Origin of the sequence: Xanthomonas hortorum (genome assembly GCF_040279205.1) — a bacterium.
Lineage (GTDB): Bacteria > Pseudomonadota > Gammaproteobacteria > Xanthomonadales > Xanthomonadaceae > Xanthomonas > Xanthomonas hortorum_F.
Genome location: NZ_JBEOLS010000049.1, coordinates 1 through 13269, shown reverse-complemented (window position 1 = coordinate 13269; position 13269 = coordinate 1). Strand labels below are relative to the sequence as shown.

Here is a 13269-nt window from a genome sequence, read left to right as displayed (position 1 = left end):
CATCCATATCACGCAAACGGGCACTGCCTGCACAGTGCCCGTTGGTGACCTTTCAACCTTTGCTACCGATGCGGCACACAAGTCCCGCCAAACATCAGCCCTTGGTAAATGCCAGACGCCCACCCTCGACGCGCACGCGCACGGTGTCGCCGCTGAGGTAATGCCCGGAGAGAATCTGCTGCGCCAGCGGGTTCTCCACCTGCGACTGGATCGCGCGCTTGAGCGGTCGCGCGCCGTACACCGGGTCGAAGCCGACATTGCCGAGCAGTTCCAGCGCGGCATCGTCCAGATCCAGCTTGAGACCGCGCTCGGACAAGCGCTTTTCCAGCCCATGCAACTGGATGCGTGCGATCGATTTGATCTGCGCCTTATCCAGCGGATGGAACACCACGATGTCGTCCAGCCGGTTGATGAACTCCGGGCGGAAATGTGCCTGCACCACGCCCATCACTGCGGCCTTCATCTGCGTGTAGGCCTCGGCGCTGCCGTCGCCGGACAGCTCCTGGATCTGGTGCGAGCCCAGGTTGGAGGTCATCACGATGACGGTGTTGCGGAAGTCCACCGTGCGGCCCTGGCCATCGGTGAGACGTCCGTCGTCGAGCACCTGCAGCAGGATGTTGAAGACATCGGCATGCGCCTTTTCCACTTCGTCCAGCAGGATCAACGAATACGGGCGCCGACGCACCGCCTCGGTGAGATAGCCGCCTTCTTCGTAACCGACATAGCCCGGCGGCGCACCGATCAGCCGCGAGACCGAATGCTTCTCCATGAACTCGCTCATGTCGATGCGGATCATTGCCTCGGTGCTGTCGAACAAAAAGTCCGCCAGCGCCTTGCACAACTCGGTCTTGCCCACGCCGGTCGGGCCCAGGAACAGGAACGAACCACTCGGGCGATGCGGATCGGACAAGCCCGCGCGCGAACGCCGCACCGCGTCGGAGACCACCTTGATGGCCTCGTTCTGGCCGACCACGCGATGGTGCAGTTCGTCTTCCATGCGCAACAACTTGTCGCGCTCGCCTTCGAGCATCTTGTTGACCGGAATACCGGTCCAACGCGACACCACCTCGGCGATTTCTTCGGCGGTCACGCGGTCCTGCACCAGCTTGAAATCATGATGTTCGACCTCGTTGGCCAGCGCCATCTGCTTTTCCAGCTGCGGCAATACGCCGTACTGGATCTCGCTCATTTTTGCGTAGTCCTGGCGGCGCTGTGCGGCCTCCAGTTCCAGCTTGGCGTGCTCGATCTGCTCCTTGACCTTGGTGGTGCCCTGCAGCGCAGCTTTCTCCGACTTCCATAGTTCGTTGAGGTCGTAGAACTCGCGCTCGAGCTTGTCGATGTCGGTTTCCAGATCGGCCAGGCGCTGCCGCGAGGCGTCGTCCTTTTCCTTCTTCAGCATTTCGCGCTGGATCTTGAGCTGGATCAGGCGGCGCTCCAGGCGATCGAGCTCCTCCGGCTTGGAGTCGATCTCCATGCGGATGCGCGATGCCGCCTCGTCCATCAAATCGATGGCCTTGTCCGGCAGCTGGCGGTCGGTGATGTAGCGGTTGGACAAGGTGGCGGCGGCCACGATCGCCGGGTCGGTGATCTCCACGCCGTGATGCACGGCATAGCGTTCCTTCAAGCCACGCAGGATCGCGATGGTGTCTTCCACCGTCGGTTCGCCCACGAACACCTTCTGGAAACGCCGCTCCAGCGCCGCGTCTTTTTCGATGTACTTGCGGTATTCGTCCAGCGTGGTGGCGCCGATGCAATGCAGCTCGCCACGCGCCAGCGCCGGCTTGAGCATGTTGCCGGCATCCATTGCGCCATCGGCCTTGCCTGCGCCCACCATGGTGTGCAGCTCGTCGATGAACAGGATGATCTGGCCTTCGTTCTTGGACAGGTCGCTGAGCACCGCCTTTAGCCGTTCTTCGAACTCGCCGCGGAATTTGGCGCCGGCGATCAGCGCGCCCATGTCCAGCGACAGCACGCGCTTGCCGCGCAGGCCTTCGGGCACTTCGCCGTTGATGATGCGCTGGGCCAGGCCCTCGACAATCGCGGTCTTGCCCACGCCGGGTTCGCCGATCAGCACCGGGTTGTTCTTGGTGCGCCGCTGCAAGACTTGAATGGTGCGGCGGATTTCTTCGTCGCGGCCGATCACCGGATCGAGCTTGCCGCTCTCGGCGCGCGCGGTCAGATCGATGGTGTATTTTTCCAGTGCCTGGCGCTGTTCTTCGGCGTTTTCCGATTGCACGGTTTCGCCGCCGCGCAACTTGTCGATGGCAACCTCGATCTTTTTCTTGTCGCCACCGGCCGCGCGCAAGGCCACGCCCAGCGGGCTGGCATCGTCAGCCGCGGCCAGCACGAACCACTCGCTGGCGATAAAGGCATCGCCATGTTGCTGGGCCAGTTTGTCGGTCTGGTTGAGCAGGCGGTTGAGATCGTTGCCGATCGACAGGTTGCCTTCCTGCCCCGACACCTTGGGCAGCGTATCCAGCGCCTCGCCCAGCCGCTCGCGCAGCAGCGGCACATTGACGCCGGCCTGCGACAGCAGCGGGCGCGTGCTGCCGCCACTCTGGTCGAGCAATGCGGCCAGCACGTGCACCGGTTCGATGATGTTGTGGTCGCGGCCCACGGCCAGCGACTGCGCGTCGGCCAGCGCCTGCTGGAACCGCGAGGTGAGCTTGTCCATCCGCATGGGGAAATCCTCTGAACTGGTGGCCGGTGTCTCCGGCGATACCGTGCAGATGCGGCTGCTGTGCGGGGTTTCAAGGTTTAGCGGGTGCGGCAAGTGCGGATGAGGGGCATCAAGCCCGGCTCACGCTGCTTGGTGTGGGGCTGCGCGATGTTGGAGAAACGGGTTTGCCTTGCGCACTGGCATAAGCGTGGGCTTACAGACTCAGGCCGACGACCAGCCTGCTAGACGATCCGCCGCAGTGGCACAGTGGCGTGCGTCGCAGCGCCCTGCCGCGCATCGACATCCTTGGCGTCCTCGGCGTTCTCCGTGGCCGCCGGCAGCGGCAGCTGCGCCGTCCCCAGCAGACGCGACAACACCTGCGCCTGGATCGCCGCCAGCGCCGGCGCGCCTGGTACACGCGGGTGCGCCACCGGCACCGCCACATCCAGGCCGACCTGGCCGTGCTCGATCACCACGATGCGGTCGGCCAATGCACTGGCTTCGGCGACGTCATGGGTGACCAGCACCAGGGTGAAGCCATGTTGCTGCCACAGCTGCACGATCAGCTGCTGCATCTCGATCCGCGTCAACGCATCCAGTGCGCCCAGCGGTTCGTCCAGCAGCAACAGCCGCGGCCGATGTACCAGCGCACGCGCCAGGGCCACGCGTTGTCGTTGACCGCCCGACAGCGTTGCCGGCCAATCGCCGCCACGTGTGCCCAACCCCACCGCGTCCAGCGCCGCCTGCGCCTGCGCAAGACCGGCACGCCCCAGGCCCAGCGCCACGTTGTCGACCACCCGCTTCCACGGCAGCAGCCGCGCGTCCTGGAACATCAGCCGTACCGCATCGCGCTGCGCTGCCAGCGCTGCATGACCGCTGTCGACCGTGCCGGTATCGGCCGCTTCCAGCCCGGCGATCACGCGCAGCAAGGTGCTCTTGCCGCAGCCGCTGCGCCCGACAATCGCCACGCTGGCACCGGGCGCGATGTCCAGATCGATACCACGCAACACCTCCGCATCGCCATAGCGTTTGCCGATCCCGCGCAAGGTCAGCGGCAGGCCGGTCTCGACTGCGCTCATCGGCGCAGCTCCGCACGCTGTTGCTGCGCCGGGTGCCAGCCCAACCACCAGGCTTCCAATCCGCGTGCGGCCAGATCGGCCAGCTTGCCGAGCAATGCGTACAGCAAGATGGCCACCACCACGATGTCGGTCTGCAGAAATTCGCGCGCGTTCGTCGCCAGATAGCCGATGCCGGAACTTGCGGAAATGGTCTCGGCCACGATCAAGGTCAGCCACATCAAACCCAGTGCAAAGCGCAATCCGACCAGAATCGACGGCAACGCACCGGGCAACAACACATCGACAAACAGCTGCGGGCCGCGCAAGCCGTAATTGCGCGCCATCTCGATCAGCGCCGGGTCCACGCTACGGATGCCGTGATAGGTATTGAGATAGATCGGGAAGAAGGTGCCCAGCGCCACCAGAAACAGCTTGGCGCCCTCGTCGATGCCGAACCACAGGATCACCAGCGGAATCAGCGCCAGATGCGGCACGTTGCGCAGCATCTGCAAGGCGCTGTCGAGCAGGCGTTCGGCCACGCGCGACACGCCGGTGAGCAGGCCCAGCGCAAACCCGATGCTGCCACCGATGGCCAGGCCCACGGCCGCACGCCAGCTGCTGATGGCCAGGTGTTGCCACAACTCGCCGCTTTGCACCAGCGTGACAGCCGCACGCAGCACCGCGTCCGGCGCAGGCAGAATGCGCTGCGGCAACCAGCCGCCGGAGGCGGCGATCTGCCAGGCCACCAGCAAGGCCAATGGCAATAGCCAAGGCACTAGTAGATTGCCCAAACGACGCGAGCGGGTACTCATTGCGGAACCTTGATGATGTGGCGACGCATCGCAACAACAGCGCGCATGTGCACGTTTGCGGGGGCACGGCACCCGTTCCCGATCCCGCTTGCGTTTGCATCTCTTGTCCCGCGCATCACTTGCCCGCCGCTTGTTTGCCCGCCGGCGATGCAACGGCAACCGCTGGCGCGCGCCACACCGCCGGTGCCACCAGCACCCGCTTGGGCAACAGGCGCTGCGCGTGGAACAGATCGGCGGTGGCCTGCTGCGCCTTGATGACCTCGGCGCTGAGCGGTTGCACGCTGGCCGGCGGGCGATGGGCCAGCGTGCGCTCGACCACCGCAGGCGGCAGCCCGCTCACCTGCGCCAGCACCCGAATGCTGCCGGCGCGATCGCGTTCCAATAGTCCGTCGGCCTGATTGAGCTGCCCCATCACCTGCTGCACGAACGGGCCCCACGCGGTGGCATAGCGGCGCGAAGACAGAAAGAAGCCGCCGGTCAGTCCCAGCCCTTCGCCGTTGGCGAGCAGGCGCGCACTGCCATCCAGCGTCAATGCCGAATACCACGGGTCCCAGATCGCCCAGGCATCCACCTGCCCTGCAGCGAAGGCTGCGCGTGCATTGGCCGGCGACAGATACAACGGCGTGATGTCGCGCATGCTCAGGCCCGACTTGGCCAACAGGCGCAGCAACAGGTTGTGCGCACTCGATCCTTTCTGAAACGCAACCCGCTTACCCTTGAGATCGGCCACGCGCCGCAGCGTGCTCTTGGCCGGCACCAGAATGGTCTCGGCCTTGGGCGTGGGCGGCACCCATCCCACATACACCAGATCGGCACCGGCGGCCTGCGCGAACAATGGCGGAATATCGCCGGCACCGCCCAGATCGATGCTGCCCACATTCAAGGCTTCCAGCAATTGCGGCCCGGCCGGAAACTCGATCCAGGTAATTTTGGTGCGCGGGAAGCGTTGTTCCAGTAACCGATGCTGCTTGGCCAGCACCAGGCTCGACACCGCTTTTTGATAGCCGATACGCAACTGCGCCGGCTCGGCTGCCCATGCGGGTTGCAGCCAAGCAATGCTGGACAACAGCAACGCAACAAACACAAAGCGGTAGCGCATCCGAATCCTCCTCATTGCCAATCGGTGGACGGTTTTTCCCAGAGGTTGACGCCACCCTCCACCGCAAAGCGATCGATCTCGGCCAACTCGTCGGCACTGAACGCAGGCGACTGCAAGGCCGCGACGTTTTCGATCAACTGCTCCGGGCGGCTGGCACCCAGCAAGGCCGAGCTCACACGCGGATCGCGCAGTACCCAGGCCAACGCCAACTGCGCCAGACTCTGTCCACGCCGCTGCGCGATCGCATCCAGCCCGCGTGCGCGCTGCAGGTTGGCCTCGGACAGATGTTCCGGGCGCAGCGACTGCCCACCCGGACGATTCACCCGCGCATCGCTGGGCACGCCATTGAGGTACTTGCCGGTCAACAGGCCCTGCGCCAGCGGCGTGAATGCGATCACGCCGGCGCCGACCTCGTCGGTCGCATCGAACAGCTCGTGTTCGGCCCAGCGATTGAACAGGTTGTAGGCCGGCTGATGAATCAGCAGCGGCACTTTCCACTCGCGCAGCAAGGCAGCGATGTCGCGCGTGCGCGCCGCCGAATACGACGACACCCCTACATACAGCGCCTTGCCCTGCTGCACCGCGCTGGCCAATGCGCCGGCGGTCTCTTCCAGCGGCGTGTCCGCATCGAAGCGGTGCGAGTAGAAGATATCCACGTAGTCCACGCCCAGCCGCTGCAGGCTCTGATCCAGGCTGGACAGCAGGTATTTGCGCGAACTGCCGCCCTGCCCGTACGGGCCCGGCCACATGTCCCAACCGGCCTTGGTGGAAATGATCAGTTCGTCGCGATACGGCTTGAAATCCTCGCGCAGCAGGCGGCCGAAGTTGATTTCCGCGCTGCCATACGGCGGGCCGTAGTTGTTGGCCAGATCGAAATGGGTGATGCCCAGATCGAACGCGGTGCGCAGCAAGGCGCGCTGCGTGTCGATCGGCGTACTGTCGCCGAAGTTGTGCCACAGGCCCAGCGACAGTGCCGGCAACACCAGGCCGCTGCGGCCGACACGGCGGTAGGCGATACGGTCGTAACGATCGGGATGTGCGAGATAGGTCATCAGAATGTCCGGTAGATCAGCGTGCGCTGAAGCGATTGGCGGGGCGTGTCAGTCCCAGATGATCGCGCAAGGTGCGCCCTGCATATTCACGCCGGAACAGTCCACGCCGCTGCAGCTCGGGCACCACGTGCGTGGCCACATCGGCCAGGCCGCCGGGCAGATGCGGCACCAGCACGTTGAAACCGTCCGCGGCCTCGCCTTCGAACCAGGCCTGCAGCTGGTCGGCAATCTGTGTCGGCGTACCGATCAGGCTGTAGTGCCCGCGTCCGCCTGCGATGCGCCGACCGAGCTGGGCAATGCTCAGTTGCTCCTGTCCGGCCAGCTCGGTGAACAACTGCTGGCGGCTGCGCTGGCCGGTTTCGGTGAGCGGCAGCTCCGGCAACGGGCCATCCGGCGGATAGCCGGACAGATCGAAGTTGCCCAGCATGCGCGACAGCAGCGCGATGCCGACCTCGGGCTCCACCAGCTCCTGAAACTGCTCGAACTTTTCCTGCGCCTCGGCCTGGCTTTGCCCGACCACGACGAACACGCCTGGCATCACCTTCAATGCATCGCGCGAGCGCCCGAATTGTTCCAGCCGCCCCTTGATGTCGGCGTAGAACGCCTGCGCCTTGGCCAGCGACGACTGCGCGGTGAACACCACCTCGGCCGTTTCGGCCGCGAGCGCACGTCCGGGCTCGGACGAGCCAGCCTGCACCAGCACCGGATGCCCCTGCGGCGCCCGCGCGATATTGAGCGGCCCGCGGACCTGGAAGTGCGCCCCGCGATGGTCTAGCACATGCAGCCGCGCCGGATCGTAGTGCACGCCAGAGGCAGTGTCGGCGATAAAGGCATCGTCGTCCCAGCTGTCCCACAGCCCTGCGACCACTTGCTGGAATTCGCGCGCCCGCGCATAGCGCTCGGCATGCACGTAATGCGCATCGCGGTTGAAATTCAGCGCCTCGTCGGCGGCATCGGAGGTGACCAGATTCCAGCCGGCACGCCCACCGGACAGATGATCCAGCGAGGCGAACTTGCGCGCCACGTGGTACGGCTCGTTGTAGCTGGTGGTCATGGTGGCGATCAACCCGATGCGCTCGCTCACCACCGCCAACGCGCTGAGCAACGTGAGCGGCTCGAACAGGCTGGAGCGCGCCATCCGCGACGCCACCGGCCCACCGGCCGCAGCCAGGCTGTCGGCGACGAACACCGCATCGAACTTGGCGGCCTCGGCAATGCGCACCATCTGCCGGTAATGATCGAACACCAGCGGATCGGCACTGGCGTGCGGATGCCGCCATGCGGCCACGTGATGGCCAGTGGCCATCAAAAATGCGCCGAGCGAAAGCTGACGTGCGGCGCTCATTGCAGCCTACTGTGCGTAACACCCGCACTGTTCAAATCGATATCCAACACCATCACACACATCGTCAAAAATCCTTATGCAACTGCAGCCCGACATAGCGCTGATCGTCCCGCGGCACCAGCCGATAGACATTTCCGGTGGCATTGGCCAGCAGCGGTGCATACGAACGATCGCCGAGATTGCGGCCGAGCACGGCCACCCGCCAGCCATGCACATCGTCGGCCAGCGCAATGCTGGCATTCCAGATCGCATACGGGCCCTGGATGGTCTGCGGGGTCTGGCTGAGGTCGTACTGCACGCTGTCCTGCCAACTCACATCGCCGCTGAATTCCAGCGCCAGGCTGCCGCGCAACGGCACCCGGTAACCGGCACGCAGATTGCCCTTCCAGTCCGGCGAAAACGGCAGCGGCCTGCCATCGACATTGCAGTTGGCCGCTGCTGCGGTGGGGCAGGCAAAGCGCAGGATGCGCGCCTGCGTGTAAGCCAGCGATGCGGCCAGGCTGAGCCGCTCGGTGGGCCGATACTCCAGATCCAGTTCCAGGCCTTGCGTGCGCACTTGGCCGGCATTGATCAAGCGTGTCACCACCTGCCCGGCCACGGTGTCGAAAAAGTTGGCCTGATAGTTGGCGTATTCGGTATGGAACAGCGCCACATTCGCACTGAGGCGATCGTCCAGGGCGCGCGCCTTCAAGCCGAGTTCCCAGGCATTGGAGGTTTCCGGCTTCAGCGCCGGCGTATCGCGCGGCTGCATGTTGAAGAACACGTTGTAGGCCGGGCCCTTGTAGCCGCGCGAATAAGTGAGGTAACCGGTGGTCTGCGCATCGAAGTCGTATTGCAGGCCGGCGCGACCCGACACGCCGTTTTCTGCAGTGCTGCCACTGCTTGCCGTAGAGGGCTGGATACCGGTGACTGCGGCTGCGGAGCTGGACACGCGCCGATGTTGATAGTCGAGCGTGTCGCGGGTGAAGCGCGCGCCCAACAACGCACGCAGATCCGGGCGCCAATGCCAGGTGGCCTCGCCGAACGCCGCATACGTTTCTGCACGCGTGCCGTAATCGGCCACACCCACGTTGCTGGCGGTCGGCGAGGTCACGGTACGGCGATAGGTTTCGTCGTTGCGCGCGTGCAGGTAATACAGCCCGGCGACCGCTTCCACTGCACGGTCGCGCGGGGTCTGGATGCGCAATTCCTGCGAATACTGTGTGTAGCCCAGATCACCACGGTCGTGCGAGGACGGAAACGCCGCGCTGCGTTGCGCGGTGCGGTCGCCATCCTGGAACTGGGTGTTATCCCATTGCCGCCACGCGCTGATCGAGGTGAGCAACGCCTCGCCAAGATGCTGATCCAGCTGCAGCGAGGCGCCCTTGTTGGTGTCGTCCAGATGCGTGCGGTAATCGCTGCTGATCTGCCGGTTGTCGGCGCTAGCAGTGACTGGCGCAAGCGCCGCAGCGAAGTCCGCACGCGTGCTGGCCACCACCACACCGCTGGGCGCGTCGCTACGCGATTGCAGGTAGTCGGCGAGCAGCGTCGCGTTCAAGCTCTGGTTCGGGGTCAGATCCAGCCGCAGCCGCGCACCGGAGCGCTGGTAACCATTGACGGTCTGGCCGTCGGCCACATTGCGCACATTGCCGCCGTACTCGGCCCACAACGCCGACACGCTGGCCTTGAGCACCTCCGGCACCAGCGTGCCGCCCACGCTGGCACGCACACGGTCTTCGTCGCCGCCTCCGAAGTGCGCGTAATCCACATAGCCGCCGAACACATCTGGCGACGGCTTGCTGACGATATTGAGCACGCCGGCCGAGGCGTTCTTGCCGAACAAGGTGCCCTGCGGCCCGCGCAGGACTTCGATACGTTCGACATCGACCAGATCCAGCGTGGCCTGGCCCGGCCGCCCCAGCACCACGCCATCGATGACCGTAGCCACGCTGGGCTCGACGCCCGGCGAGGTGGAGATGGTACCCACGCCACGCAGGAACAACGAGGTGTCCTTGTTGGAGGCGCCGGTGCGAAAGGTCAGGCTGGGCACCAGCGCAGGCAGGTCGGCTACGCTGTTGCGGTTTTCGCGCTCCAGCGTTTCACCCTGCACCACCGACACCGCCACCGGCACTTGCTGCAAGGTGGTCTCGCGACGTGTGGCGGTCACCGTCACCGCGCCCAAGGTCTGCGCGGCGCGATCTGGTGTGGCCGCAGCCTCACCCACTTCATCGGCCAGCACCGGCGTACATGCCCACGCCAGACTCCACGCCAACACCTGCGGCTTGGCCAACCATTTCGAAGCAGCAAAGATCCTTGCAGGGGTCCGGTATCGCGCGGGCATGTATGGCCTTTCGTGGCGTGGGCTGTCTTGTCGCAGCGTTAGTGACTTCGGTTATTCGAGAGCGCCGTGCGTGCGCGGCGAACAAGGTGCAGCGCACGCACGGCAGGCGGTTCAATGCAATAGCGCATGCTGTTTGCAGCTGCCTCAAGCGTCAAATAACCAATGTTTAGGTGGTTATTCACTCACGCACTGCAGTGCGTGCGGATAGCCGCGCCAAGCGCGCTCGAAGACCACCGATGCACAATAGCGAGTCAAGTGGCGATAATGGCTCCATGGATGTACCCAAGCCCTGGCACCTCTACCTGCTGCTGTGTCGCAACGGCAGCTATTACGCCGGCATCACCAACGATCTGGAGCGGCGCTTCCAGGCGCATCTGCGTGGTACCGGCGCGCGCTACACACGCGCGAATCCACCACTGGAAGTGCTTGCCAGCCACCCGTACGCGGACCGCGCCGCAGCCTCGCGCGCAGAGTGGCAGCTCAAGCAGCAACCGCGCGCGCGCAAGCTGGCCTGGTTGCTGGCGCAAGCGAGCGACGGCGCCGAGTCACAGCTCGCTGACGCATTGATCACGCCCGCCTAGCCGTGTGTTTTCTACGCTGCACCGCCATCAATCGCGGAGCAGCGCATGCACTATCAGCTCTACTACTGGACCGGCCTGCAAGGCCGCGGCGAATTCGTCCGCCTCGCACTGGAAGATGCCGGCGCCGACTACACCGACGTGGCGCGCGTGGAAGGCGATGAAGTGATGAATGCCTTTCTGGAAGGTCACCAAGCCGGCGCCCAGCCGTTCGCACCGCCCTTCCTCAAGGCAGGCGACACCGTAGTTGCGCAGGTCGCAGCGATCCTGCATTTCATTGGGCCGCAGCTGAAGCTGGTACCGGAATCGGATGCACTACGCATCCAGGCATTGCAATTGCAGCTGACCATCAGCGACCTGGTGGCCGAAGTGCACGATACCCATCATCCGATCGCCACCGGGCTGTATTACGAAGACCAGAAAGCCGAAGCGGCCAAGCGTGCCAAGGACCTGCGCGACAACCGCCTGCCCAAGTTCCTGGGCTACTTCGAACAGGTGCTGCAACAGGCCGGCGGCACCCATGTACTGGGCGCGTATTCGTATGTGGATCTGTCGCTGTTTCAGCTGATCAGCGGGCTGGAATACATGTTTCCCAAGCACATGGCAACGCTGTCGACCGATCTGCCCGGCCTCAAGGCCTTACAGCAGCGCGTGGCCGAGCGTCCGCGGATTGCCGCCTATCTCGCATCCGAGCGACGTGTAGCGTTCAACACCAATGGCATTTTTCGCCACTATCCGGAGCTGGATGCGGCGTAATCGATACGACTGCATCTCCTGCATCACATCGCAAGCAGCACCGAAACCACTGCGTCGATACTGACGCCAGGTGCATGTCACTGCAGCATGCAAGGCCGCACTCGGTGCGGCCTCATCCTTGCGTCGATCGCAAGCCGCCTCAACGTCCCTGCAGCAATGCCGTCCGAATTCGCTGCAACTGCACCTTCACCGCAGCGGCCTGCGTCGGCCCCAGCCGCAACACTGCTTTTTGCCCAACCGACAGCGCTTCCAGCGCAGGATCGACAAAGCGATAGCGACCACGTTCGTCGCGCACCACCTTGATCGGTTGCGCTGGATCCGGCGTGCGTAACAGATGATCGATCACATCGATCACGCGGTCATTGAAGTAACGATCCGGCGCGCCGAGATCGGCATATGCCTGCTGAAACAGCGGGTAGAAACGCACATAACTGCGCACCAAGGCCTGCGCATCCACCTGGGTGAATGCCGCCACGTAAGGCGCATAACGCACCGCATTGGCCTGATCGATCACAACAGCGCCAGCTGCGTCGGAGACCTGCAACTCACCAGGCACCGGCTGCAGCACCGAGACACGGCGGCTGATGCTGGGCTGGGTCAGATTGTCGATCATCACCACAACGCGCTCGATCAGATGCTTGCGCACCACGATCGACAACGCGCCATCGTCCTGCACCAGGTCCAGCAATGCCTGCCAGGCAGCCGCATCGCTCTGTGCCAGCGCAGGAATCGCAGCGTCGGCGGCATCGGCCGAGGGCGCCTGCACCGGATGCCGTGGCCCTGCCGGCACGGGCGGCGCAGGGGTCACAGCGGCTGCCACGGCGCTTGCGGTCTGGCTGATCGGCGCAGGCAACGCGCCCGGAGCAGTGGGTGACCCGCTGAACAGCCACCAAGCGGCACCGGCCACGATTGGCACCGCCAGCAGCCACGGCCAACGCGAAGACTTCGATTGCATCGTGAAACTCCTTACATCGACAACATCCATGGTGTGACCATGAGATGGCGCGGTGGTTCCATCGATATGTGGCGATGACGCGATCCAGCAGGCTGCGTGCATCAAGCTGGAGCGTTTGCACGCGAGGTTCGCTGTCTGTGGAAGCAAACGCTGGCTCTTACGCTGCAAGCGACAACGACATGCCCGTAACCATCATCCTCATTGCGAACAGATAACGCCCGCAGCGAAGTTTGAGGCAGTCAAAAGCTCGGTGGGTCGAGGGCGCGATGCCCTCACCGCTCGCGGGACACGCCGCAAGTACCTCCATGTAGGCTCGATGGCGGCATCCATGCCGCCACACGGTCCCGCAAGCGGTGAGGACACCGCACCAGAGAGTTGATCGGTTGCTTTGTTTAAAACCATGCGCAGCGACCATCCCGACTGGTCCTTGCCCGCCCACCGTCGCGGGACCTTACGCGGCATGGATGCCGCGTAAGAGCCTTATCTGTTCGGAATCTGGCAGATTAGATGTCGAGAGCCGGCGTGGGCCACCGTGAGAGCCTGGATCTCAGCGATCGCCGTGTAGCTTGGTACCCACGCCGGATTCTCCCTTGATTCGCCCGAACAGTTGCCCGAGGTGACACTCGAAACGATAA

Annotated in this window: 10 protein-coding genes; 2 read left to right on the top strand and 8 right to left on the bottom strand. The window is 64.4% G+C overall.

Going from position 1 to position 13269, the window contains the following annotated elements; genetic code table 11:
* Positions 1-94 precede the first annotated feature (94 nt).
* The 7 genes from clpB to ABS769_RS16885 form a co-directional block, all read right to left on the bottom strand.
* Positions 95-2680: an ATP-dependent chaperone ClpB gene (gene clpB / locus ABS769_RS16915; RefSeq protein WP_317062558.1), complete on the bottom strand. Its 2586-nt coding sequence runs from the start codon at positions 2678-2680 to the stop codon at positions 95-97.
* Positions 2681-2901: 221 nt separating this feature from the next.
* Positions 2902-3738, bottom strand: coding sequence for an ATP-binding cassette domain-containing protein (locus ABS769_RS16910; protein ID WP_317062556.1), 837 nt, complete (start codon positions 3736-3738; stop codon positions 2902-2904).
* Complete coding sequence (gene ssuC, locus ABS769_RS16905; protein WP_205394016.1) at positions 3735-4529, bottom strand: aliphatic sulfonate ABC transporter permease SsuC; 795 nt, start codon at positions 4527-4529, stop codon at positions 3735-3737. The genes ABS769_RS16910 and ssuC overlap by 4 nt, the downstream gene beginning before the upstream one ends.
* A 115-nt stretch (positions 4530-4644) precedes the next feature.
* A complete protein-coding gene (locus tag ABS769_RS16900; RefSeq protein WP_317062554.1) occupies positions 4645-5628 on the bottom strand; it encodes an aliphatic sulfonate ABC transporter substrate-binding protein in 984 nt (327 codons plus the stop codon).
* An 11-nt stretch (positions 5629-5639) separates the two neighbouring features.
* Positions 5640-6680 (bottom strand): L-glyceraldehyde 3-phosphate reductase, encoded by a 1041-nt coding sequence (gene mgrA / locus ABS769_RS16895; RefSeq protein ID WP_317062553.1) that lies wholly within the window; start codon positions 6678-6680, stop codon positions 5640-5642.
* A 16-nt stretch (positions 6681-6696) separates the two neighbouring features.
* Positions 6697-8025: an LLM class flavin-dependent oxidoreductase gene (locus ABS769_RS16890; protein WP_317062552.1), complete on the bottom strand. Its 1329-nt coding sequence runs from the start codon at positions 8023-8025 to the stop codon at positions 6697-6699.
* A gap of 64 nt (positions 8026-8089) precedes the next feature.
* Positions 8090-10345 (bottom strand): TonB-dependent receptor, encoded by a 2256-nt coding sequence (locus ABS769_RS16885; RefSeq protein ID WP_317062551.1) that lies wholly within the window; start codon positions 10343-10345, stop codon positions 8090-8092.
* Between the two features lie 272 nt (positions 10346-10617).
* On the opposite strand from ABS769_RS16885, the gene ABS769_RS16880 reads away from it, so the two are divergent.
* Complete coding sequence (locus ABS769_RS16880) at positions 10618-10926, top strand: GIY-YIG nuclease family protein (RefSeq protein WP_317062550.1); 309 nt, start codon at positions 10618-10620, stop codon at positions 10924-10926.
* Between the two features lie 45 nt (positions 10927-10971).
* Positions 10972-11679: a glutathione S-transferase gene (locus ABS769_RS16875; protein ID WP_317062549.1), complete on the top strand. Its 708-nt coding sequence runs from the start codon at positions 10972-10974 to the stop codon at positions 11677-11679.
* Between the two features lie 139 nt (positions 11680-11818).
* Here the strand turns inward: ABS769_RS16875 and ABS769_RS16870 are convergent, their stop codons facing one another.
* Positions 11819-12634, bottom strand: coding sequence for a DUF3014 domain-containing protein (locus tag ABS769_RS16870; protein ID WP_317062547.1), 816 nt, complete (start codon positions 12632-12634; stop codon positions 11819-11821).
* Between the last annotated feature and the right edge of the window lie 635 nt (positions 12635-13269).

What these genes read in the sequence shown, in the direction of transcription:
- clpB (WP_317062558.1), bottom strand. Translation starts at nt 2,680, where the DNA reads ATGCGGATGGACAAGCTCACCTCGCGGTTCCAGCAGGCGCTGGCCGAC.
- ABS769_RS16910 (WP_317062556.1), bottom strand. Translation starts at nt 3,738, where the DNA reads ATGAGCGCAGTCGAGACCGGCCTGCCGCTGACCTTGCGCGGGATCGGC.
- ssuC (WP_205394016.1), bottom strand. Translation starts at nt 4,529, where the DNA reads ATGAGTACCCGCTCGCGTCGTTTGGGCAATCTACTAGTGCCTTGGCTA.
- ABS769_RS16900 (WP_317062554.1), bottom strand. Translation starts at nt 5,628, where the DNA reads ATGCGCTACCGCTTTGTGTTTGTTGCGTTGCTGTTGTCCAGCATTGCT.
- mgrA (WP_317062553.1), bottom strand. Translation starts at nt 6,680, where the DNA reads ATGACCTATCTCGCACATCCCGATCGTTACGACCGTATCGCCTACCGC.
- ABS769_RS16890 (WP_317062552.1), bottom strand. Translation starts at nt 8,025, where the DNA reads ATGAGCGCCGCACGTCAGCTTTCGCTCGGCGCATTTTTGATGGCCACT.
- ABS769_RS16885 (WP_317062551.1), bottom strand. Translation starts at nt 10,345, where the DNA reads ATGCCCGCGCGATACCGGACCCCTGCAAGGATCTTTGCTGCTTCGAAA.
- ABS769_RS16880 (WP_317062550.1), top strand. Translation starts at nt 10,618, where the DNA reads ATGGATGTACCCAAGCCCTGGCACCTCTACCTGCTGCTGTGTCGCAAC.
- ABS769_RS16875 (WP_317062549.1), top strand. Translation starts at nt 10,972, where the DNA reads ATGCACTATCAGCTCTACTACTGGACCGGCCTGCAAGGCCGCGGCGAA.
- ABS769_RS16870 (WP_317062547.1), bottom strand. Translation starts at nt 12,634, where the DNA reads ATGCAATCGAAGTCTTCGCGTTGGCCGTGGCTGCTGGCGGTGCCAATC.